Source organism: Mycobacterium senriense (assembly GCF_019668465.1).
Taxonomy (GTDB): Bacteria; Actinomycetota; Actinomycetes; order Mycobacteriales; family Mycobacteriaceae; genus Mycobacterium; species Mycobacterium senriense.
The window spans coordinates 2,410,219-2,432,692 of the sequence record NZ_AP024828.1; the positions used below are offsets into that span (position 1 = coordinate 2,410,219).

A 22,474-nucleotide genomic window follows, 5' to 3' on the forward strand; every position below is an offset into this window, starting at 1 on the left:
CGTGACCCAGGCCTCCGGGTCGCTGACCCATCCCGCGTACGCCAAATTGCGGCCGGTCACCGAGACCGCGTCGGTCCTGCTGGCCGATAACCCCGGGCTGCTCACGCTCGAGGGCACCAACACCTGGGTGCTGCGCGGCCCGCGCAGCGACGAGCTGGTCATCGTGGACCCCGGACCCGACGACGACGAGCACATCGCACGGGTGGCGGCGCTCGGCCGTATCGCCCTGGTCCTGATCAGCCATCGGCACGGCGATCACACCGACGGCATCGACAAGCTGGTCGAGCGGACCGGCGCGACCGTCCGCTCGGCGGGCAGCGGTTTTCTGCGCGGCCTCGGCGGCGAGCTGACCGACGGCGAGGTGATCGATGCTGCCGGCCTGAAGATCAAGGTCATGGCGACCCCCGGCCACACCGCCGATTCGCTGTCTTTCCTGCTAGACGACGCCGTGTTGACCGCCGATACCGTCCTGGGCCGCGGCACGGCCGTCCTCGACAAGGAGGACGGCAGCCTGACGGACTACCTGGAATCGCTGCGGCGGCTGCGCGGCCTGGGCCGGCGGACGGTGCTGCCCGGCCACGGCCCGGACCTGACCGATCTGGAAAGCATCGCGCAGGGCTACCTCGAACATCGACGGGAGCGACTGGACCAGGTGCGATCGGCGGTGCGGGAGCTGGGGGAGGACGCCAGCGCCCGCCGGATCGTCGAACACGTCTATGTCGATGTCGACGAGAAGCTGTGGGACGCCGCCGAGTGGTCGGTGCAGGTGCAGCTCAATCACCTGCGCTCGGACCCGTCGGCGTAACCACGTTTCGCATAAGTCACTACCGCACCATGAGTCCCGGCTCTGGAGGGACACAGTGCTTCCGAAACGCGCTAGCGCCGGCGCTAGCACGTTTTGAACTTGCCTCACGGGTGACGGGGTGGTGCCCATGAGGCTGGTGTGGCAAAGGCCGGCCGAACGCGCGCGCTTACCTCGCTCGGGGTCGGATGTCTCGCTCGGTTGCGCCCGCGCTACGCGCGCGCTTACCTCGCTCGGCGGGCCAGCCGCTCGGAGTCCGAGATCAGCACGCTCTTGCCCTCCAGGCGGATCCAGCCGCGGTGGGCGAAGTCGGCCAGCGCCTTGTTCACCGTTTCCCGGGACGCCCCGACCAGCTGCGCGATCTCTTCCTGCGTCAGGTCGTGGGTGACCCGCATGGCGCCGCCCTCCTGGGTGCCGAACCGCTGAGCGAGCTGCAGCAGCTGCTTGGCCACCCGGCCGGGGACGTCGGTGAAGATGAGGTCGGCCAGGTTGTTGTTGGTGCGACGCAGCCGTCGGGCCAGCACCCGCAACAACTGCTCGGCGATCTCGGGACGATCGGCGATCCACGCGCGCAGCGCGTCGCGGTCCATCGACACCGCGCGCACCTCGGTGATGGTGGTGGCGCTGGACGTCCGCGGACCCGGGTCGAAGATCGACAGCTCGCCGAACATGTCCGAGGGGCCCATGATGGTCAGCAGGTTCTCGCGTCCGTCGGGCGAGCGGCGACCGATCTTCACCTTCCCCGAGACGATGATGTACAGCCGATCGCCGGGTTCCCCCTCGGCGAAGACCGTGTGTCCGCGGGGGAAGTCGACGGGTTGCAGCTGCTTGGTCAGCGCTGTGACTGCGCCGGGTTCAACCCCTTGGAAGATTCCTGCCCTTGCCAGGATCTCGTCCACGTTGCCTCTTCAACTTTCCCAAAAATTAATGTGATACGGGCAGGCTAACCCCTTGCTCGCGTGACGAGTCTAGAGGAACGCCGTTGTGTCTAACGTGCCAACGCTACACACGATTGGCGTGTCGAGGTGCCCTAAACTGCGGATTGACGTGCGTTTGGCCGTGGATCCGGGTCGGCAAGGTCATCTCATCGCGGTCGACGAAGCTGACGGAAAACGACGGCGCGGCGTGACGCGGTCCGCCGCCGCGCCCGTTAGCCGGGGCCTCGGACAGCTGCGCAAGCTCGCGCCGATGCAGGTATTCCAGCGCTTCGGGCATGCCCTCGGAGGCCAGCGTGTGCATGTCCACCCCGCCGGCACGCTCCAGGAATTCGTCGACGTCGGCCACCGCCACGGCGCCGGGCGCGAGCTCGGACTCGAGCCGCCCTAGTCCCAGCGCCGCCAGCATCAGCAGCGCCGGAATACCGGCCACCAGCAACCACGACACACGAAGAGTAAACATCGCCTGGAATCAACTCGGGGTCTCGGCAAGATCACGAAATCAGTACTCTGTCGTAGGTGACAGCGGCTAAGTCGTCCGGGCGTTCGAAATCGACTCCGGTCCCGGCCGGCGGCGGTGATGCCCGACGCTGGTCCGAGGAAACTCGAGTCGGCTTGGTGCGGCGGGCGCGACGCATGAATCGTGCTCTGGCACAAGCGTTTCCGGACGCTCACTGCGAGCTGGACTTCACCACGCCGCTCGAATTGACGGTGGCCACAATCCTTTCGGCGCAGAGCACCGATAAGCGGGTCAATCTGACGACGCCGGCACTGTTCAAGCGGTACCCATCGGCGCTGGACTACGCCCAGGCGGATCGCGCCGAGCTGGAAAACCTGATCCGGCCAACCGGATTTTTCCGCAACAAGGCGTCCTCGCTGATCGGCTTGGGGCAGGCCCTGGTCGAACGCTTCGACGGCGACGTGCCGTCGACCATGGCCGAACTGGTCACCCTGCCCGGGGTCGGACGCAAGACTGCCAACGTCATCCTGGGAAACGCCTTCGGCGTCCCCGGCATCACGGTTGACACCCATTTCACGCGGCTGGTGCACCGGTGGCGCTGGACCGAGGACAACGATGCGGTCAAGATCGAGCACTCCGTCGGTGAGCTCATCGAACGTGGCGAGTGGACCATGCTGAGCCACCGGGTGATCTTCCACGGCCGCCGGGTCTGCCACGCGCGCAAACCGGCGTGCGGCGTCTGCCTGATCGCCAAAGACTGCCCCTCCTTCGGCCTCGGCCCCACCGAACCGGCGTTGGCCGCGCCCCTGGTGAAGGGCCCGGAGACCGAGCACCTGCTCGCGCTGGCCGGGCTGTAAGCCCGCCCCGCGACCGACGCGCAGGGACCGCATGCCGACGCTGACCCGGAAGGCTCGCTGGCACATCGCGATTCTGGCGGTGGTCGCGGCGATGATCGTGGCGCTGGTCGCCCAGCTGCGCGACGAGTCCGCCTCGACGCCGACGCCCGCGAGCGACCAGCCGGTGGCCGACCGGGAACACCGCGACGCCGACACGCCGGCCGCGCTGGCGGGCCCGCGGCAGCGCGCCAACCTGTCGCCGTGCCCCGGCGCCGGAACCGGCGACGGTCCCGCCGCGCTGCGCGGGGTGACGGCCGACTGCGCCGCCGACGGTTCCCTGGTCGACGTCGCCCGCGCGCTGGCCGGTCGCCGGGTGGTCCTCAACCTGTGGGCATATTGGTGCGCGCCGTGCGCGGCCGAACTGCCCGCCATGGCCGAGTATCAACGTCGGGCCGGTTCGGACGTGACGGTGGTGACGGTGCATCAAGACGAGAACGAGACCGCGGCGCTGCTGCGGCTGGCCGAGCTCGGGGTGCGGTTGCCGACCCTGCAGGACGGTCGTCGCCGGGTTGCCGCCGCGCTGCGGGTGGTAAATGTGATGCCCGCGACGGTGGTCCTGCGGCCGGACGGTAGCGTTGCCCAAACGCTGCCACGAGCTTTCACCACTGCCGATGAGATCGCGGCCGCGATCGGTAACGACAGGGGATAAGCGGAAAAATTGAACCGACTGGAGGGGCCGTGAGTGCTGGGGGTTCGCCCCTGCGGAGTGGGGACCCCGCCCCCCCGCGCGGGTCCGTTCCGCTGAGGCCTGACGCCTGCCCGTCCTGGCTGCGTCCGCTGGTCGACCACGTCGATGACGTGCCCGACGCGGCCCGGCGCCGCCTGCCGGCCGACGTGCTGGCGATGATCACCAGCAAGGCCGCCTCGGCGGTGGCGACGCTGCGCGGCGCGAGCCGCGAAGCCGCGGTGCTGGTGTTGTTCTCCGGTCCGGAATCCGGCGCACCCGACGGCGGTTTACCCGACGACGCCGACCTGCTGGTCACCGTGCGGGCGTCGACCCTGCGCCACCACGCCGGCCAGGCGGCGTTTCCCGGCGGTGCCGCCGATCCCACCGACGACGGCCCGATCGATACCGCGTTGCGCGAGGCCCGCGAGGAAACCGGCATCGACGTCAGCAGGCTCTACCCCTTGGCAACGATGGAAAAGATGTTCATCGCGCCGTCGCAGTTTCACGTCGTGCCGGTGCTGGCCTACTCGCCGGATCCCGGCCCGGTGGCCGTCGTCAACGAGGCGGAAACGGCGATCGTCGCGCGAGTTCCGGTGCGCGCCTTCATCAACCCGGACAACCGGCTGATGGTGTACCGCGGCGATCTCGGCCGCCGATGGGCCGGTCCGGCGTTCCTGCTCAACGAGATGCTGGTCTGGGGATTCACCGGCCAAGTGATTTCTGCGCTGCTCGACGTCGCCGGCTGGGCCCAGCCGTGGGACACCACCGACGAGCGGGAGTTGGACGCGGCGATGGCGCTGGTCGGCGACGGGAGCGGATCTCGATGAATTCCATGACCCCGTCGCAGTGGCTGGACGTCGCCGTCCTGGCGGTCGCGTTCATCGCCGCGATCTCGGGCTGGAGGTCGGGCGCGCTGGGCTCGTTGTTGTCGTTCGTCGGCGTGTTGCTCGGCGCGATCGCGGGCGTGCTGCTGGCGCCCCACCTGGTCAGCCACATCGCGGCGCCGCGGGCGAAATTGTTTGCCGCACTGTTTTTGATCCTCGCGCTGGTCGTCATCGGCGAGGTCGCCGGTGTGGTGCTGGGACGTGCGGTGCGCGGCGCGATCCGTAGCCGTTCGATCCGAACGGTCGACTCGGTGATCGGGGTGGCGGTCCAGCTGGTCGTGGTGCTGACTGCGGCGTGGTTGTTGGCGACACCGCTGACCCAGTCCAAGGACCAGCCGGAACTGGCCGCCGCGGTCCGCGGTTCGCGAGTGTTGGCTCAGGTCAACGACGTTGCGCCGCCCTGGCTCAAGACGGTGCCCAAGCGACTGTCCGCGTTGCTGAACACCTCCGGTCTGCCCGCGGTGCTGGAGCCGTTCAGCCGCACCCCGGTCATTCCCGTCGCCTCACCCGATCCCGAGCTGGCCGGCAACCCGGTGGTGCAGGCCACCGCGCCCAGCGTGGTCAAGGTGCGCAGCCTGGCCCCCAGCTGCCAGAAAGTGTTGGAGGGCAGCGGATTCGTGATCGCGCCCGACCGGGTGATGACTAATGCGCACGTGGTGGCCGGATCCAACAGCGTGCAGATCTATGCCAGCGGCAGTCCGCTGGACGCCACGGTGGTGTCCTACGATCCGGCGGTAGACATCGCGATCCTGGCCGTCCCCGGTTTGCCCCCGCCCCCACTGGCTTTCGCGCAGGGCGACGCGAAAACCGGTGCCAGCGTGGTAGTCCTCGGTTATCCCGGTGGCGGTAACTTCACCGCCACCCCGGCCAGGATTCGCGAGCTGATCAAGCTGAGCGGGCCCGACATCTATCGGGATCCGGCCCCGGTCACCCGTGACGTCTACACCATCAGAGCCAGTGTGGAGCAAGGCAATTCGGGTGGGCCGTTGATCGACCTCGACGGGCACGTGCTCGGTGTGGTGTTCGGCGCGGCGGTCGACGATCCCGACACCGGATTCGTGTTGACGGCCGATGAGGTTGCCAGTCAGCTGTCCAGGATCGGTGACACCCAGCTGGTCGGCACCGGCTCCTGCGTCGGTTGAGCGGGCGCGCTCAGCCGGCTCGGGTCAGGTGCACCTGTTCGAGGAATTTCGTCAGGTGCCGGTTGATTTCCTCGGGGGCCTCTTCGTGGCTGAAATGCCCTGCGCCCGCGATGGATACGTAGCGGCCCTGCGGCGCGTAGCGCCGCGTACGCTCGACCGGGTCGGCCAGCACGTACGGATCCGCTTCGCCGCGCAGGTGTAACAGCGGCACGCTGAGCTGCTGGCTCATCGACTTCATGAAGCGCCGGCCCTCATCGCGCAGTTGGCTGCGCGCCGCCCAGCGCTGGTATTCGAGTGCGCTGTGCGCGGCCGCCGGGATCTGAATCGCCGTCCGCAGGTGGCCGATGGTTTCGGAGAAGTCTTCGGAGGCAAGCCATTTGCCGCTGCTGCGACTGCGGACCAGGCGCTCGATCTCGGCGCCGTCGTCCCGGGTCAACACGCGCTCGGGCCACAACGGTAGTTGGTATTGCAGCAGTGTGGGCAACAGCGCATAACGCTGGTCTCGTCGCGTCAACGTCGATCGCCGCACCGCGGCCGGGTGCGGTGCACTGATCAGCGCGATCGCCGACACCAGCCGCGGATGCAGCAAGGCGGTGGCCCAGCACGCCAGCCCGCCGTCGGCGTGGCCCACCAGGGTGGCCGAGGAATGCCCCAGCGCCCGAATGAGTCCGGCAGTGTCGCCGGCCATCGTCCAGCCGTCGTAGCCGCGGGGCGGCTTATCGCTGCCGCCGTAGCCGCGCCGGTCGACGGCGACCACTCGCGCGCCGCGTAATCCGCGCAGTTGATGACGCCAGGACCACCAGAACGATCCGAAACCGTGCAGCAGCATCACCAGTGGGCGCGCCGTCGCGGGCGGGTCGCCGGCCTCGCTCAGCGCCTCGACGACGTGGAAGCGGATGCCATTGGCGTGCACATCGAGATGGCGCCACGGCCCGTCGATGCGGGTTACCGACGGATCCGGCGGCGCCATCTACCAACCCGATGGATCGCCGGCAGCGCCGTTACCGGGCTTCGCGTGCTTGCCGTGGGGCTCGGGGAGGGCCTTGGCACCGCCGGGGCCCTTGTCGTGGCCCGGCGTCAGCGCGCTGCGCGTCTCCTTGACCGATTCAATCGTCTCGCGCGGTCCCCGGATCCGGCGCACCTTGAGGAAGCCGAACAGGGCCAGCACGGCGCCGACCACCACCATGATCCCGAACACGATCAGGAACGAAACCCAGCGCCACAGCCAGGTGTCCAGCAACTCGGCGAGGAAGAAGAAGAAAAAGAAGGTGGAGTAGAACAGCACCACCAGCGCGGCGATGAAGAAGACGCTGCCGGTGAGACCCTTTTTGACGTCCCGGGTAATTTCGGCGCGGGCCAGTTCGACTTCGGCGCGCACGAGCGTGGAGACCTGGGTGGTCGCGTCTTTGATCAGATCACCGATCGACGGCTCGGCGGGTTTGGCATGCGGGTCGGTCAACGGGATCGTGGTCAGGGTGCTGGGCACACCGTTCTTGCCATCGGCTTTGCTCACAGACGGTCCTCTTTCGTCGTCACCCGGCTCGGCGTCATCGCGGTTTATGTTGCCATGCGGCGCCCGGATAGACGAAGCCAGACGAGTACCGCGCCGCAGGTTCGAGCGCCCGACGGCCAGTTCGGTTCGGCCAGAAGGCGGTCGGCGACGACGCGGGGCCAAGGCGCTTCCAGAGCGCGAACATCACATCCTGGCCGATTACACTCGGCCAAGCCGGTCGCGATGTCCGGCCTACCGATAGGAGTGGGGCTGTGCGGAGGGCGCACCGATGCTTCCTGGTGGCGATGGTTACCCTGCTCGTGGCCGCGATGGGTTCGTTTGCGCGCGCCGCCGCCGCTGACGTCCGGATCCCGATGGGTGGTGGGGCGGGCATCGTCATCAACGGCGACACGATGTGCACCCTGACCACAATCGGTGGCGATGCGGCCGGTGAGCTGATCGGCTTCACCTCCGCGCACTGCGGCGGCCCGGGAGCGCAGGTGTCGGCCGAGGGCGCCGAGAACGCGGGCGTATTGGGCACCATGGTTTCGGGCAACGACAACCTGGACTACGCGGTGATCAAGTTCGACCCGGCCAAGGTGACACCGGTGGCCAACTACAACGGCTTTGTGATCAACGGCATCGGACCGGACCCGGCCTTCGGCCAGATCGCCTGCAAACAGGGCCGAACCACGGGCAATTCGTGCGGCGTCACCTGGGGACCGGGGCAGGACCCGGGCACGATCGTCATGCAGGTGTGCGGCCAGCCGGGTGACTCCGGGGCGCCGGTCACCGTCAACAACCTGCTGGTCGGCATGATTCACGGCGCATTCAGCGACAACCTGCCGACGTGCATCATCAAGTACATCCCGCTGCACACCCCGGCGGTGGTGGTGTCATTCAACGCCGCCCTCGCCGACATCAACGCAAAACATCGGCCGGGTGCGGGGTTCAGCCCGCTGCCGGGCTGACCGGCGGCAGCGACTACTTCGCCGCCCTGATCGCGTCGAAGACGCCAGGATCCAGCAGCGTCGACGTGTCACCCAGTTCGCGGTTTTCGGCGATGTCGCGCAGCAGTCGGCGCATGATCTTGCCGCTGCGGGTCTTGGGTAGTTCGGGCACCACGTGCACCTCGCGCGGGCGGGCGATGGGTGAGATCTCCCGGGCCACCTCAACGCGCAACTCGTCGACGATCCCGTCGTGCACTTGGTAATCCGCGCACAAGACGACGAACGCGCAGATGGCCTGGCCGGTGGTCGAATCGGTAGCCCCGACCACCGCCGCCTCGGCTACCGCGACGTGGCCGACCAGCGCCGACTCCACCTCGGCGGTGGACAGCCGGTGTCCCGAGACGTTCATGACGTCGTCGATGCGGCCCACCACCCAGATGTCACCGTCGCGGTCGTAATAAGCGCTGTCACCGGCGAAATACCAGCCCTGCTCGGCGAACCGGGACCAGTAGGTTTCGACGTATCGCTCGGGATCGCCCCAGATGCCGCGCAGCATGGACGGCCACGGCTGGTCCAATACCAGGTAGCCGGTGACGTGCTCGCCCTTGTGGATGCCCGGCACCAGTTGCTCGCCGTGGTCGTCGACGATTTTGGCCGAGATGCCCGGCAGCGCCCTCATCGCCGAACCCGGTTTGGCCGCAGCGACTCCCGGCAGCGGGGAGATCATCGTGGCGCCCGTCTCGGTCTGCCACCAGGTGTCGACGACCGGGAGCTTGTCGGCGCCGATCACCTTGCGGTACCACCGCCAGGCCTCTGGGTTGATCGGTTCGCCCACCGAACCCAGCAGCCTCAGGCTGGACAGGTCGTGTGCGTCCGGGATCTCGCGTCCCCACTTCATGAACGTGCGAATCAGCGTGGGTGCGGTGTAATAGATTGTCACACCGTACTTTTCGATGATCTCGAAATGCCGGTGCTGGCTGGGTGAGTCGGGCGTGCCCTCGTAGAGAACCTCGGTGACGCCGTTGGCCAGCGGACCGTACACGCCGTAGGTGTGTCCGGTGACCCAGCCGATGTCGGCGGTGCACCAGAACACATCGGTTTCGGCCTTGATGTCGAAGACGTAGTAGTGGGTGTAGGCGGCGTGGGTCAGATAGCCGCCGCTGGTGTGCACGATGCCCTTGGGCTTACCGGTGGTTCCTGAGGTGTACAGCAGGAACAGCGGCTGCTCCGCGTCGAAGGGCTCCGGGGTGTGTTCGGCGGAGGCGGCGTCGACGACGTCGTGCCACCACAGGTCGCGGTCGTCGTTCCAGGACACCTCAATTCCGGTGCGCCGCACCACAAGAACATGTTCGACGGGGCTGTCGGCGCCTTTGACGGCCTCGTCGGCCGCGTCCTTCAGGGGCGCCGGCTTGCCGCGGCGGAACTGGCCGTCGCTGGTGATGAGCAACTTGGCCTGCGCGTCGGCGATTCGGGCCTGCAACGCCTTGGCAGTGAAGCCGGCGAACACCACGCTGTGCATCAGGCCCAGCCGCGCGCAGGCCAGCATCGCGATCACCGCTTCGGGGATCAGCGGCAGATAGATCGCGACCCGGTCGCCGGCGACCAGACCGAGATCGGTCAGCGCGTTGGCGGCTTTGCACACCTCGGCTTGCAGATCGGAATAGGTCAAGCTGCGACTCTCGCCGACGGGTTCGCCCTCCCAGTGGATGGCGACCCGATCCCCGTGCCCGGCCTCCACGTGGCGGTCCACGCAGTTGTAGGCCACGTTGAGCTGGCCGTCGGCGAACCACTTGGCGAATGGTGCCTGCGACCAGTCCAGCACCTCGGTGAACGGCGTCGCCCACGACAGCCGATTGGCCTGCTTGGCCCAGAAGGCGAGTCGATCCTGCTCGACTTCGCGGTACAGCTCCTCGCCGGCATTGGCCTGCTCGGCGAATTGCGCCGGCGGCGGGTACGACGGACCTGCGGTATTGGTGGCGGTCACTGGGTTCTCCTGTGTCGAGACTGCGCCGTTGGAGTGGCCGACTGCGAGCCTAGCCGGGTGAGGTGTAGCTGTGCGAGGGGTAGCCGCGCGCGCAAATCCGGGGTCAAAGTGTGCCCTGATGCCGGATAATCACCCGTGTGCCGGGTCATGGGCGGGGCATCCGCCGACTAATCCCCAGCTTTGCCGGGGCCGCAACGATCTTCGCGGCGGCCACCGCGCTGGGGTGGCCCGCATCGGCCATGCCCGCCGACAACGCCGAGGCGCCGACGCCGTGCTGGTCGGACCAGATCGCCGTCACCGCCTCGCCCGCCGAGGCCGCCGTCGGGCATCGCGCGCTGACCCTGATGTTCAGCCTCGCGGGCGGCGCCGACCCGTGCACGCTCACCGGCTACGCCGGGGTGGACTCGGGTGCGGGCGGACCGTTGATTCATGCCCAGCCCACGCTGCGGGGATACATGGGCGGCCTGGCGGCCGGCGCCAGTGAGCCGCCGACGGTCATCCTGTCGATATCGACCCAGGGGCAGGCCATCGTCGAAGGCACCGCCGTGGACGCCGACGGCAAGCCGTGCCCCACCTATACCGACCTGATCGTCAATCCGCCGGACACCACCAACGTGGTGACCGTGTCGGCGACCATCGACGCCTGCGCGCTGCAGGTGCACCCGATCACCGCGGTCTGAGCGACTCAGTCGGCTCTTACCAGGCAATAGACCCGCGCGGGGACGGGGTAGGCGATGCCCCTGCTGTCGGGCGGGCACTGCGTTTTGTCCGAGCTGCCGTCGATGCGCTGACTGACTCTCACGTGCAGCGGGCTTGATTCGTTGCAGTCGTCCGGTTTCATGCTCACGGCTTCACCGTCGCGGATCACCTGGTAGCACTGGTCCTGCCGCAGGTTGATCATGAAGCACAGGGTCGTCGAGCGGTTGCGGGTGCGCTCATAGATCGAGTGCTCGCGTTTGCCGTCAGGGCAGGTGTCCGAGGCAGTCCCCTTGAACGCGAGTTCGTAGGTGTTCGCCGGGTCGGTGCAGCCGCCGTTCCCGGGCAGATCGTAATGGTTTGCCGCGTAATCGCTTTCGGTTATGCATTGGCCCACCCTCAGCATGGCATCGGCTCCATGCCCGGACAGGACCCGCACTGCGTTGCCGAGGATGCCCAGGACGAGCAGCACAACACCGATGGTGATGAGCGTGGTAGCCGACTTCGGCGTCCGCGGCCGCGGCGGATAGCCGGCCGCGGGACCCGGATAGGCCTGATAGGGCGGAACCGGATAGCCCGGCGGTGGCGGGTAAAGATAACCGGGGTTGACCGGAAAGCCAGGCGGATACTGCGGCGGCGGGTAGGCGGAAGCCCGTCGACGGCCGCGCGAGCGCTCCACCAGCCCAATGACCAGGCAAACCAATCCGATTGCGGGCACACCGAGCGAGAACATCAAGCGACCCGCCCCAAACGCGGTTCCCTCCGCGGCGAGCAATGTGACGGTCACGGCTGGATTCTAAATTGGCTAACCCGTACCGGCACTTCACCGTCGCGCGACTTCAGGCCCTAGGGTCGGGTGTCATGCGTCGGATGCGGACCCCGGTGGCCTTGCTGGCCCCGGTTGCCGCCGCGATGCTGGCGATCGCCGCGCTGGCCGGTTGCGGTGGCGGCGCGCTGAGCCCGGATCTGGTGGTGGTCAACGGCGGGGAACCGCCGAACCCCCTGATTCCCACCGGCACCAACGACAGCCAGGGTGGCCGGATCCTCGATCGGCTCTTCGCCGGGCTGATGTCGTATGACGCCGCCGGCAATCCGTCGCCGGAGGTCGCCCAATCGGTCGACACCACCGACAACGTCAACTACCGGATCGTCCTCAAACCCGGCTGGACGTTCACCGACGGTTCGCCGGTGACGGCCCATTCCTTCGTCGACGCATGGAACTACGGCGCGCTGAGCACCAACGCCCAACTGCAGCAAAGCTTTTTCAGCCCCATCGACGGGTACGACGCTGTCGCAGGGCTGGCCGGCGACGGCAAGCCGACGGCCACCACCATGTCCGGCCTACGGGTGATCAACGACCGGGAGTTCACCGTCCGGCTGAAAGGTCCCACCATCGACTTCAAACTGCGACTGGGGCACAGCGCGTTCTATCCGTTGCCGCAGGCGGCTTTTCGGGACATGAGCGCCTTCGGACAGCACCCGATCGGCGACGGCCCGTACCAACTCGCCGACGGTCCCGACGGGCCCGCGTGGGAGCACAACGTCCGAATCGACCTGCGGCCCAACCCCGATTACCGCGGCAACCGTAAGCCACACAACAAGGGGCTGAGGTTCGAGTTCTACTCGAACCTCGACACCGCCTACTCCGACCTGCTGTCCGGCAACCTCGATGTGCTGGACACGATCCCGTCCAGCGCGTTGACGATCTACCAGCGCGACCTGGGCGGCAACGCCGCCCGCGGGCCCGTCGCCGTCAGCCAGTCCGTCGACACGCCGCTGCGGCTGCCGCACTTCGGGGGTGAGGAAGGCAGGCTGCGCCGGCTGGCGTTGTCGGCGGCCATCAACCGCCCGCAGATCTGTCAGCAGATTTTCAACAACACCCGCAGCCCGGCCCGTGACTTCACCGCCAGCTCGTTGCCCGGATTCGATCCGAACATCCCGGGCAGCGAGGCACTGGACTTCAACCCCGAACGGGCACAACAGCTCTGGGCCCAGGCCAACGCGATCTCGCCGTGGACCGGGCGCTACGCCATCGCCTACAACGCCGACAGCGGCCATCAGGAGTGGGTGGACGCGGTGGCCAACAGCATCAAGAACGTGCTGGGCATCGATGCCGTCGGTGCGCCGCAGCCGACCTTCGCCGGGTTTCGCACCCAGATCACCAACCGCACCATCGACACCGCGTTCCGGGCCGGCTGGATGGGCGACTACCCGTCGATGATCGAATTCCTCGCCCCGCTGTACGCCACCGGTGCGGGATCCAACGACGTCGGATATTCCAGCCCCGAATTCGACGCCGGGCTGGCCGCCGCCGAGGCGGCTGCCGACCTACGGCAGGCCGACGCGCTGGTCAACATCGCGCAGCGAATCTTGTTGCACGACATGCCCGCCGTGCCGCTGTGGTACTACATCGCCGTGGTCGGATGGTCGCCGGAGGTCAGCGCGGTCAAGGTCACCTGGAACGGGCTGCCCGACTACGAGAACATCGTCAAGGCGTGAACATGGGTTGGTACATCGCACGCAGGATCGCCGTCATGGTGCCCGTCTTCCTGGGCGCCACCCTGCTGATCTACGGCATGGTCTTCCTGTTGCCCGGCGACCCGCTGGCCGCCATCGCAGGCGATCGCCCGCTGACTCCGGCCGTGGCCGCCGCGCTGCGCGCTCGCTATCACCTCGACGATCCCTTCATCGTGCAGTACCTGCGCTACCTGGGCGGCGTTGCGCACGGCGACCTGGGCCGCGCCTATTCCGGCTTGCCGGTCAGTGCCGTTCTCGCACATGCGTTTCCGGTCACGCTCCGGCTCGCCTTGATCGCCCTGGTCGTCGAGGCGGTGCTGGGCGTGGGGTTCGGTGTGATTTCCGGGCTGCGCCAGGGCGGATTCTTCGATGCCACGGTGCTGATCGCCGGACTGATCATCATCGCGATCCCGATCTTCGTGCTGGGCTTCCTGGCCCAATTCCTGTTCGGGGTCAAGCTGGGCATCGCACCGGTCACCGTCGGCGAACGGGCAACCTTCGGGCGCCTGCTGCTCCCCGGAATCGTCTTGGGCTCAGTCTCATTCGCCTACATCGTCCGGCTGACCCGATCGGCGGTGGCCGCCAACGCGCACGCCGACTATGTGCGCACCGCCACCGCCAAGGGGCTGTCACGACCACGGGTGGTGACCGTGCACATCCTGCGCAACTCGCTGATCCCGGTCGTGACGTTCCTGGGCGCCGACCTGGGCGCGCTGATGGGCGGGGCCATCGTGACCGAAGGCATTTTCAACATTCACGGCGTGGGCGGTGTGCTCTATCAGGCCGTCACCCGGCAAGAGGCGCCCACGGTGGTCTCCATCGTGACGGTGCTGGTGCTGATTTATCTGGTCACCAATCTGATGGTGGACCTGCTCTACGCGGCGCTGGACCCGAGGATCCGCTATGGCTGAGCACTCTGGCTTCTGGGGTGAAACCTGGCGAAAGCTGCACCGCCGTCCGAAGTTCGTCGTCGCCGCCGTGCTGATCCTCCTAATCCTGCTCGTCGCACTGTTTCCCGGGTTGTTCACCCACGCCGACCCCGGCTATGCCGATCCGGGCCAAAGCCTGCGCAGCCCGTCGGCAGCGCACTGGTTCGGCACCGACCTACAGGGCCACGACATCTACGCGCGCACCATCTACGGGGCGCGGGCGTCGGTGACGGTCGGGTTGGGCGCCACGCTGCTGGTGTTCGTCGTCGGCGGGGTGTTGGGCGCGTTCGCCGGCTTCTACGGGGGTTGGCTCGACGCCGTCATCTCCCGCGTCACCGACATCTTCTTCGGGCTGCCGCTGCTGCTGGCCGCGATCGTGCTCATGCAGGTGCTGCACCATCGCACGGTGTGGACGGTGATCGCGATCCTGGCCCTGTTCGGCTGGCCGCAGATAGCCAGGATCGCCCGTGGCGCGGTGCTGGAGGTGCGGGGCAGCGACTATGTGCTCGCGGCTAAAGCGCTGGGAATGAGCAGGTTTCAAACGCTGCTCCGGCACGCGCTGCCCAACGCGGTGGGACCGGTGATCGCGATGTCCACAATCGCGCTGGGTGCCTTCATCGTCACCGAGGCCACGCTGTCCTACCTCGGTGTCGGTCTGCCGACCTCGGTGGTGTCGTGGGGCGGCGACATCAACCTGGCCCAGACGCGGCTGCGGGCCGGATCGCCGATCCTGTTCTATCCCGCCGGCGCGCTGGCGATGACCGTGCTCGCGTTCATGATGATGGGCGATGCGCTGCGCGACGCCCTGGATCCGGCCTCGCGGGCCAGGCGCGCATGAGTACCGGGGACGATGCAGAGCGCAGCGATGAGGAGGAGCGGCGCAAAATGACCGTCGGGGAAGCGCCGCTGTTGACCGTCGAGGGCCTTCAGGTCAGGTTCGGCGACCACGCCCCCGCGGTGGCCGGAGTGGATCTGAGCGTCCTGCGCGGCCAGACCGTCGCCGTGGTCGGCGAGTCGGGATCCGGGAAATCCACCACGGCCGCCGCGATCCTCGGGCTGCTCCCCCCGGGGGGTCGAATAACGGGCGGCCGCATCACGTTTGACGGGATCGATATAACCTCGGCTGATCGTCGTCTGCTGCGCTCGATCAGGGGGCGTCGCATCGGCTACGTGCCGCAAGACCCGATGACCAACCTCAACCCCGTGTGGAAGGTTGGCTTTCAGATACGAGAAGCGTTGCGGGCCAACACTTCTAGTCATCGTACTCGGCAACGCGCGGTGGAGCTGCTCGCCCAGGCCGGTATGCCGGATCCGGCGAAGCAGGCGGGCAATTACCCGCACCAATTATCGGGCGGGATGTGCCAGCGCGCGCTGATCGCCATCGGGTTGGCAGGTCGTCCGCAGCTGCTGATCGCCGACGAGCCGACGTCAGCGCTCGACGTCACGGTGCAGCGTCAGGTCCTCGACCATCTGCAGCGGCTCACCGACGAACTGGGCACGGCGCTACTGCTGATCACACACGATCTGGCGCTGGCCGCCGAACGGGCGGAGCGCGTCGTCGTCGTCCACCGCGGCGTCGTGGTGGAAACCGGTGCCGCCCAAACTATTCTGCGTGAGCCACAACACGAGTACACCCAGCGGTTGGTGGCCGCGGCTCCGTCGCTGACGCGTGTGAGCCGGCGAACGCCCACCCGAAGCGACGACATCCTGGTCGCCTCGGAGCTCACCAAGGTCTACCGGGATTCGCACGGCGCACCGTGGCGGCGTGGCGAGTTTCGCGCGGTCGACGCGGTGTCGTTCCGGCTGCAGCGCGCCCGCACCCTCGCCGTCGTCGGCGAATCAGGCTCGGGAAAGTCGACGGTGGCCCGCATGGCGCTCGGTCTGCTCCAACCCACCTCGGGCACAGTGGTTTTCGACGGGACGCAAATCTCCGACGCGGCCGACCGGGACACGATGATGGCGTTTCGCCGGCGCGTGCAACCGGTCTTCCAGAATCCGTACAGCAGCCTGGACCCCATGTACTCGGTGTTCCGCGCCATCGAGGAACCGCTGCGTATCCACCGGGTGGGCGACCGCAGGCACCGTGCGAACACCGTGCGCGAACTCGTCGACCAGGTGGCGCTGTCGGCGTCGGTGCTGACCAGGTTGCCCCGCGAGCTCTCGGGCGGCCAACGTCAGCGTGTCGCGATCGCGCGGGCCTTGGCGCTGCGGCCCGAGGTGCTGATCTGCGACGAGGCGGTGTCGGCGCTCGACGTGCTGGTGCAGGCGCAGATCCTCGACTTGCTGGCCGAGCTGCAGGCCGAACTGGGCCTGGCCTACCTGTTCATCAGCCACGACCTGGCGGTGATCCGGCAGATCGCGGACGACGTCCTGGTGATGCGGGCGGGCCGCGTCGTGGAGCACGCGCCCACCGAGCGGCTGTTCACCGACCCCGGGCACGACTACACCCGGCAGTTGCTGGACGCCATCCCTCATGAGCCGAACTACGACGGGGATAGGTTGTGAAGTTGTGACAGCAGATCCGCTGGCCCCCCTGATGGAGCTGCCCGGCGTCGCCGAGGCCAGTGACCGCGCCCGCGACGCGCTGGGGCGTGCCCACCGCCACCGCGCCAACCTGCGTGGCTGGCCGGTGACGGCCGCCGAGGCGGCGCTGCGGGCGGCGCGCGCGTCGTCGGTGCTCGACGGTGGCCCCGTCCGGCTGGAGGATCTGGCCGACGCGGGGCAGATCAGTGATCCGGTGTTCGCCGGGGCGCTGCGCGTGGCCCAGGCGCTGGAGGGCGGCGAAGGTCCCGTCGTCGCCATCTGGCGACGGGCGCCGCTGCAGGCACTGGCCCGCCTGCACGTCCTGGCCGCGGCGGAGCAGGTCGACGACGAGCGGTTGGGTCGCCCACGTGCGGACGCCGGGGTGGGTCCGCGACTGGAGTTGTTGGGGGACTTGGTGAACGGACGCACCCGGGTGCCGGCGCCGGTGCTTGCCGCCGTCGCCCACGGCGAACTGCTGACGCTCAAACCGTTCGGCAGCTCCGACGGCGTGGTGGCGCGCGCGGTGTCCAGATTGGTGACCATCGCCAGCGGGCTGGACCCACACGGGTTGGGTGTGCCCGAGGTCAGCTGGATGCGCCAACCCGCCGCGTATCGCGATGCCGCGCAGGGATTCGCCGACGGCACGCCGCAGGGCGTGGGGGCCTGGTTGGTGCTGTGTTGCCGGGCGATGAAAGCCGGTGCGCAAGAGGCCGTGTCGATCGCGGACTCGATGTCGAACCGGTAGCTGAAGCGGTGACCGAAGACCGGCAAAGGGCACCGGAAATTGGCCGGAAAAATGTAGAGCGGGCGACGTTCCGAATGTTCGGTCCGCCGCCCGCTAGCACGGGGCTCGGTTACCAAGCGTGCATCTCTAGGCTGCGTGGGTTGGCCTCGGCGAACTCACGACGCTTACGGTTGCAACCCCACCCAAAGGGTCGTCAATACCTTCGGCATTTTCGCAATTTCGCAGGCCCGCAACACTTCTGCCATTTTCGCGGCTATGACTCCGCGTGGGTGCCGAGCACCGTGCTGGGCGCCCGGGTCGGGAGAACGAACCTTCTCTTCCGGATCGATCTTGGCCTCACCGGGCTTCCGTGGTTCCTTTGTACTACTAGACCCCTAGCACAGCAAGGGCAATTCGCGAAATGGCGCCGAATCCATTTTGGATTGCGCGTTTAACGAGTTTGCTGTCGCCTGCCGCGGTGCTCAGAACGCGTAGCGGCGCAACAACGAATAGGTGACCGCGCCGGCGGCCAGGGCGCTGATCCCCACCGCGGCCGTCGTGGCGATCGCCGCACCGGAGGGCGCCGGGATGCGGTCACGCAGCGACACCGGGCGGGAGAAGGACATCACGGGCCAACCGCGTTCGACGGCTTCGCGGCGCAGCCCGCGGTCGGGATTGACCACGCTGGGGTGGCCGACGGATTCGAGCATCGGCAGATCGGTGATCGAGTCGGAGTAGGCGTAGCAGTGTTCCAGCGGGTAGCCCTCGCGCGCGGCGAGCTCGCGGATCGCCTGCACCTTGCCCTCGCCGTAGCAGTAGAACGCGATCTCGCCGGTGTACCGACCGTCCTCGACGACCATTCGAGTTGCCATCGCGTGGGTGGCACCGAGGGCCCGGGCGATGGGGGCGACGATTTCCTCGCCGGAGGCCGACACCACCACGACGTCGCGCCCGCACAACTTGTGGGCGGCGATCAGGTCGGCCGCCTCTGCGAACACCAACGGGGTCACGATGTCGTGCAGCGTCTCGTTGACGATCGACTTGACCTGTTCGACGTCCCAGCCGGTGCACATGTTGGTCATGTGGGCGCGCATCCGATCCATCTGGTCATGATCGGCACCGGAGAGCAGGTAGATGAACTGCGCGTAGCTGGACTTGAGCACGGCGCGGCGGTTGAGCAGGCCCTGGTTGAAAAACGGTTTGCTGAACGCAAGGGTGCTGGACTTGGCGATGATCGTCTTGTCCAGGTCGAAGAAGGCCGCCGTTCGGGCATGCGGAGCGGTGCTGGCCGCTGATTGCTCCGCGGCTGACTGCTCCGCGGTGGGGTCGAAGACGGTCACCGACCCAGCATAGGTCGACAGTCCCGCGACGCCGCGATCCCGTACCGAAAATGGCCGCTCAGGGCGGTTCGGGGGGCGAACGAGGCGGTGTTTACGCGGCTCAAGCTTATTTTTTAAGGAAATGATGTCTTGCGTTAGTCCGGCTTGGCATGTGTATAGTAAGCATTACTCGGCCTCGGCCGAGGGTGTATCAGCCCGACCCCCCGGGGCTGATACACGACGACCCTCGCCTCCTCCCCCCCTGGCGGGGGTCGTCCCCTTTCTACGGTCAGTTTTTTCTCGCCGCAGGGCGCCGGGCTCGGCTCCGGGGTGGGTTGCGGGAAAGTGTGTCCGTAGTCGCTGGCGGCGTGCCCTCGCGACGCGTTTGTGCACACTCGCGTCTCTATCCACAAATTCGCATTTGGGACTGTTGTGCCAAGGTCACGGCCCCGCAGAGTGGTCGGGTGGCTAGCAGCTCCAGAGTTGACGCGACGGGATCCGCGGGTGTGTTGGCGATGCTGGCGGAGCCCGACATGCGCGCCGAGTTGGACCGGGTGGCGGCCGCCGCCGGTGTCCGAGTGGTGCATGCCGGTGACGGTTCTCCGGTCAGCCGCAAGAGTTGGGCGGCGGCCGCGGCCGTCGTGCTGGACGCGCGGGCGGCGGCGCGCTGCGGGCGATGGGCGCTGCCGCGCCGCGATCACGTGACCGTGCTGTCGGTCGCCGAACCGGAGACGACGACGTGGGCGGCCGCCGTGGGGGTCGGCGCCGCGCACGTGTTGCGGGTGCCGGGGCAGGAAGCGGATTTGGTCCGCGCGCTTGCCGAGGCCGCCGAATCGTCGCGAGACGACGGCGCGCGCGGCCACGCGGTCGCCGTCATCGGGGGCTGCGGCGGGGCGGGCGCGTCCCTGCTCGCGGTCGCCCTGGCCCAGGCCGCCACGGACGCGTTGTTGGTGGACCTCGACCCCTGGGGTGGCGGCCTCGACTTGTCGCTGGGCGGCGAAAGCGCGCCGGGGCTGCGCTGGCCGGATCTGGCGTTACAGGACGGACGGCTGAACTGGTCGGCCGTCCGCGACGCGCTGCCACGGCACCGCGGGGTGAGCGTGCTGTCCGGCACCCGGCGCGGTTACGAGCTGGACGCCGGGCCGGTGCACGCCATCATCGACGCCGGCCGGCGCGGCGCGGTCAGCGTCATCTGCGACCTTCCCCGTCGTCTCACCGACGCCGCCCAGGCCGCGCTGAGCGCGGCCGACCTGGTCGTGGTCGTCAGCCGCTGTGACGTGCGGGCCTGCGCGGCGACCGGGGCGCTGGCGCCGGTCCTGGCGTCCATCAATCCCAACATCGGCCTGGTGGTGCGGGGGCCGTCGCCCGCCGGATTGCGGCCGGCCGAGATCGCCGACATCGCCGGCCTGCCGCTGTTGGCCACGATCAGGGCGCAGCCGCAGCTCGCCGAGCAGGTCGACCGCGGCGGCCTGCGGTTAGGGCGGCGCTCGGCGCTCGCTGCTGCGGCCCGACAAGTGCTCGGCGTGCTTCCGCCCGCCGGGCCGCGGCGGAACGGCAAGGCGGCGTGAGCGGTTCGCTGATAGAACGGGTCCGTGAGCGGTTGGCCGGCGAGGCCGGCCCGCTGGGGCCGGCCGTGGTGGCCGCCGCGATCAGGGCCGAGTCCGGCGGGATGCTCGGCGACACCGAGGTGCTGGCCAACCTGCGGGTGCTGCAGACGGAGCTCACCGGTGCCGGCATCCTCGATCCGCTGCTCTGCGCGGACGGGACGACCGACGTGTTGGTCACCGCACCGGATGCGGTGTGGGTCGACGACGGCACCGCCCTGCGACGCACCGAGATTCGCTTCCCCGACGAGGCGGCGGTGCGGCGGTTGGCGCAGCGGCTGGCGCTGGCCGCCGGCCGACGCCTGGACGACGCGCAGCCCTGGGTCGACGGCGAGCTGACCGGCATCGGCGCCGGAGGGTTCGCGGTGCGGCTGCACGCGGTGCTGCCGCCGGTGGCGGCCGCGGGTACCTGCCTGTCGCTGCGCGTCCTGCGGCCCGCCAGCCAGGATCTGGCGGCCCTGACCGCCGCCGGCGCGATCGAGCCCGCGGCCGCCGCGCTGGTCAGCCACATCATCGGCGCCCGGCTGGCGTTTCTGGTCAGCGGTGGCACCGGCGCCGGCAAGACCACACTGCTCGCCGCGATGCTGGGTGCCGTGCCGCCGGGCGAACGGATCGTCTGCGTCGAGGATGCCGCGGAGCTGGCGCCGCGGCACCCGCACCTGGTGAAGCTGGTCGCGCGGCGCGCCAACGTCGAAGGCGTCGGCGAGGTTCCGGTACGCGAACTGGTCCGGCAGGCGCTGCGCATGCGGCCCGACCGCATCGTGGTCGGAGAGGTCAGGGGCGCCGAAGTCGTGGACCTGCTGGCCGCGCTGAACACCGGCCACGACGGCGGCGCGGGCACGGTGCACGCCAACAGCCCCGGTGAGGTGCCAGCCCGCCTGGAGGCATTGGGTGCGCTCGGCGGCCTCGACCGTGCCGCGCTGCACAGCCAACTCGCCGCCGCCGTGCAGGTGCTGCTGCACGTCGAACGCGACCGCACCGGCCGGCGGCGGCTGGCCGAAATCGCCGCGCTGCGAAACGATCACGGCCGGGTGCGCGCGGTCACCGTGTGGCATGCGGATCGGGGAATGACGGATGCCGCCCCGCAGCTACAGCGCCTGCTGCGCAGCCGGATGCCGGCATGAGCGACGCGCTGGCCGGCGCGCTGCCGTTGTCGCTGGCGCTCATCGTCGTTCGGCCCCCGCCGCGACGACGCCTGTCGGCCTCACGACGCCGACGGCTCCCGGCCGTCGGACCTCGTGAGGCGGGTTGCGTCGCCGCGGGTGTCGGCTGCCTGGCCGTTGTCCTGCTGCCGTTGACCACCGCCCTGTGCCTGGCGGTGGTGGGCGCGACCGCGGGTCTGCGATATCGGCGCCGGCAAAGCATCCGGCGTGCCACAGCTGAGGGCGACGCGCTGCAATCCGCGCTCGAGGTGCTGGTCGGTGAGTTGCGGGCCGGCTCGCACCCGGTGCGCGCCTTCGGCGTCGCCGCCGACGACACCGCCGGCGCGGTTGCGGTGTCGCTGCGTTCGGTGGCGGCGCGGGCCCGGCTGGGAGCCGACGTCGCGGCCGGCCTGGCCGCCGCGGCCCGCGGCTCTGCGCTGCCCGAGCACTGGGAGCGGCTCGCGCTGTGCTGGCGGCTGGCCAGCGACAACGGGCTGGGTATAGCCACCCTGATGCGCGCCGCACAGCGCGACATCGCTGAGCGGCAACGGTTCTCGGCTCGCGTCGCGTCGAGCATGGCCGGCGCGCGGGCCACCGCGACGATCCTGGCCGCTCTGCCGGTGCTGGGGGTGCTGCTGGGTCAGCTGATCGGGGCCCGGCCACTGCGCTTCTTGCTGGGTGGGCACGCGGGCGGGTGGCTGTTGCTCGTCGGGTCGACGCTGGCCTGTGTCGGGCTGCTGTGGGCGGATCGCATCGCCGAGCGGGTGGCGTCGTGAGGGGCGGCGCATGAACCACGCCGTCGACGATG

Annotated in this window: 22 protein-coding genes; 15 read left to right on the forward strand and 7 right to left on the reverse strand. The window is 68.8% G+C overall.

Features of this window, described 5'->3' with window-relative positions:
* The first annotated feature begins 1 nt into the window (after window position 1).
* Window positions 2-805: an MBL fold metallo-hydrolase gene (locus MTY59_RS11465; protein ID WP_221045742.1), complete on the forward strand. Its 804-nt coding sequence runs from the start codon at window positions 2-4 to the stop codon at window positions 803-805.
* A gap of 221 nt (window positions 806-1,026) precedes the next feature.
* On the opposite strand, the gene crp is transcribed toward MTY59_RS11465, so the two are convergent.
* Both crp and MTY59_RS11475 read right to left on the reverse strand, forming a co-directional pair.
* Complete coding sequence (crp, locus tag MTY59_RS11470; RefSeq protein ID WP_036465140.1) at window positions 1,027-1,701, reverse strand: cAMP-activated global transcriptional regulator CRP; 675 nt, start codon at window positions 1,699-1,701, stop codon at window positions 1,027-1,029.
* Window positions 1,702-1,804: 103 nt separating this feature from the next.
* Complete coding sequence (locus tag MTY59_RS11475; RefSeq protein ID WP_250160805.1) at window positions 1,805-2,200, reverse strand: hypothetical protein; 396 nt, start codon at window positions 2,198-2,200, stop codon at window positions 1,805-1,807.
* Between the two features lie 173 nt (window positions 2,201-2,373).
* On the opposite strand from MTY59_RS11475, the gene nth reads away from it, so the two are divergent.
* Genes nth through marP form a run of 4 tightly spaced genes read left to right on the forward strand, consistent with a single transcriptional unit; the run spans window position 2,374 to window position 5,786 of the window.
* Window positions 2,374-3,054, forward strand: a complete 681-nt coding sequence (nth, locus tag MTY59_RS11480) for an endonuclease III (RefSeq protein WP_221045743.1) — start codon at window positions 2,374-2,376, stop codon at window positions 3,052-3,054.
* Between the two features lie 31 nt (window positions 3,055-3,085).
* Window positions 3,086-3,742, forward strand: a complete 657-nt coding sequence (locus MTY59_RS11485; protein WP_221045744.1) for a TlpA family protein disulfide reductase — start codon at window positions 3,086-3,088, stop codon at window positions 3,740-3,742.
* Between the two features lie 29 nt (window positions 3,743-3,771).
* Window positions 3,772-4,587: an NUDIX hydrolase gene (locus MTY59_RS11490; RefSeq protein WP_221045745.1), complete on the forward strand. Its 816-nt coding sequence runs from the start codon at window positions 3,772-3,774 to the stop codon at window positions 4,585-4,587.
* A gap of 5 nt (window positions 4,588-4,592) precedes the next feature.
* Complete coding sequence (marP, locus tag MTY59_RS11495; protein ID WP_221046390.1) at window positions 4,593-5,786, forward strand: acid resistance serine protease MarP; 1,194 nt, start codon at window positions 4,593-4,595, stop codon at window positions 5,784-5,786.
* Between the two features lie 10 nt (window positions 5,787-5,796).
* Here marP and MTY59_RS11500 read toward each other — a convergent pair whose 3' ends face one another.
* Together MTY59_RS11500 and MTY59_RS11505 are read right to left on the reverse strand one after the other, a co-directional pair.
* Window positions 5,797-6,756 carry an alpha/beta fold hydrolase gene (locus tag MTY59_RS11500; protein WP_221045746.1) on the reverse strand — a complete coding sequence of 320 codons (960 nt, stop codon included), beginning with the start codon at window positions 6,754-6,756 and terminating at the stop codon, window positions 5,797-5,799.
* Window positions 6,757-7,299: a phage holin family protein gene (locus MTY59_RS11505; protein WP_221045747.1), complete on the reverse strand. Its 543-nt coding sequence runs from the start codon at window positions 7,297-7,299 to the stop codon at window positions 6,757-6,759.
* 251 nt (window positions 7,300-7,550) lie between these two features.
* Here MTY59_RS11505 and MTY59_RS11510 point away from each other — a divergent pair, with 251 nt between their 5' ends.
* On the forward strand, window positions 7,551-8,249 hold the full coding sequence (locus tag MTY59_RS11510) for a S1 family peptidase (RefSeq protein WP_221045748.1): 699 nt from the start codon (window positions 7,551-7,553) through the stop codon (window positions 8,247-8,249).
* 13 nt (window positions 8,250-8,262) lie between these two features.
* On the opposite strand, the gene acs is transcribed toward MTY59_RS11510, so the two are convergent.
* Window positions 8,263-10,212 (reverse strand): acetate--CoA ligase, encoded by a 1,950-nt coding sequence (gene acs / locus MTY59_RS11515; RefSeq protein WP_221045749.1) that lies wholly within the window; start codon window positions 10,210-10,212, stop codon window positions 8,263-8,265.
* Between the two features lie 137 nt (window positions 10,213-10,349).
* On the opposite strand from acs, the gene MTY59_RS11520 reads away from it, so the two are divergent.
* Complete coding sequence (locus MTY59_RS11520) at window positions 10,350-10,892, forward strand: DUF4232 domain-containing protein (protein WP_221045750.1); 543 nt, start codon at window positions 10,350-10,352, stop codon at window positions 10,890-10,892.
* A gap of 5 nt (window positions 10,893-10,897) precedes the next feature.
* Here the strand turns inward: MTY59_RS11520 and MTY59_RS11525 are convergent, their stop codons facing one another.
* On the reverse strand, window positions 10,898-11,695 hold the full coding sequence (locus tag MTY59_RS11525) for a hypothetical protein (RefSeq protein WP_221045751.1): 798 nt from the start codon (window positions 11,693-11,695) through the stop codon (window positions 10,898-10,900).
* A gap of 74 nt (window positions 11,696-11,769) precedes the next feature.
* On the opposite strand from MTY59_RS11525, the gene MTY59_RS11530 reads away from it, so the two are divergent.
* The 5 genes from MTY59_RS11530 to MTY59_RS11550 are packed head-to-tail and all read left to right on the forward strand — an operon-like array spanning window position 11,770 to window position 17,622.
* Window positions 11,770-13,407 (forward strand): peptide ABC transporter substrate-binding protein, encoded by a 1,638-nt coding sequence (locus MTY59_RS11530; protein WP_221045752.1) that lies wholly within the window; start codon window positions 11,770-11,772, stop codon window positions 13,405-13,407.
* A gap of 2 nt (window positions 13,408-13,409) precedes the next feature.
* Window positions 13,410-14,336, forward strand: a complete 927-nt coding sequence (locus tag MTY59_RS11535; protein ID WP_221045753.1) for an ABC transporter permease — start codon at window positions 13,410-13,412, stop codon at window positions 14,334-14,336.
* On the forward strand, window positions 14,329-15,192 hold the full coding sequence (locus MTY59_RS11540) for an ABC transporter permease (RefSeq protein ID WP_221045754.1): 864 nt from the start codon (window positions 14,329-14,331) through the stop codon (window positions 15,190-15,192). The genes MTY59_RS11535 and MTY59_RS11540 overlap by 8 nt, the downstream gene beginning before the upstream one ends.
* 47 nt (window positions 15,193-15,239) lie before the next feature.
* Window positions 15,240-16,859, forward strand: coding sequence for a dipeptide ABC transporter ATP-binding protein (locus tag MTY59_RS11545; RefSeq protein ID WP_221045755.1), 1,620 nt, complete (start codon window positions 15,240-15,242; stop codon window positions 16,857-16,859).
* Window positions 16,860-16,863: 4 nt separating this feature from the next.
* A complete protein-coding gene (locus MTY59_RS11550; protein ID WP_221045756.1) occupies window positions 16,864-17,622 on the forward strand; it encodes a Fic family protein in 759 nt (252 codons plus the stop codon).
* A gap of 461 nt (window positions 17,623-18,083) precedes the next feature.
* On the opposite strand, the gene MTY59_RS11555 is transcribed toward MTY59_RS11550, so the two are convergent.
* Complete coding sequence (locus tag MTY59_RS11555) at window positions 18,084-18,941, reverse strand: HAD-IB family hydrolase (protein ID WP_221045757.1); 858 nt, start codon at window positions 18,939-18,941, stop codon at window positions 18,084-18,086.
* 494 nt (window positions 18,942-19,435) lie between these two features.
* On the opposite strand from MTY59_RS11555, the gene ssd reads away from it, so the two are divergent.
* Genes ssd through MTY59_RS11570 form a run of 3 tightly spaced genes read left to right on the forward strand, consistent with a single transcriptional unit; the run spans window position 19,436 to window position 22,442 of the window.
* Window positions 19,436-20,488, forward strand: a complete 1,053-nt coding sequence (gene ssd, locus MTY59_RS11560) for a septum site-determining protein Ssd (protein ID WP_221046391.1) — start codon at window positions 19,436-19,438, stop codon at window positions 20,486-20,488.
* Window positions 20,485-21,648: a TadA family conjugal transfer-associated ATPase gene (locus MTY59_RS11565; RefSeq protein ID WP_221045758.1), complete on the forward strand. Its 1,164-nt coding sequence runs from the start codon at window positions 20,485-20,487 to the stop codon at window positions 21,646-21,648. Before ssd ends, MTY59_RS11565 begins: the two co-directional genes overlap by 4 nt.
* Window positions 21,645-22,442, forward strand: coding sequence for a type II secretion system F family protein (locus MTY59_RS11570; protein ID WP_221045759.1), 798 nt, complete (start codon window positions 21,645-21,647; stop codon window positions 22,440-22,442). Before MTY59_RS11565 ends, MTY59_RS11570 begins: the two co-directional genes overlap by 4 nt.
* Window positions 22,443-22,474: the final 32 nt, after the last annotated feature.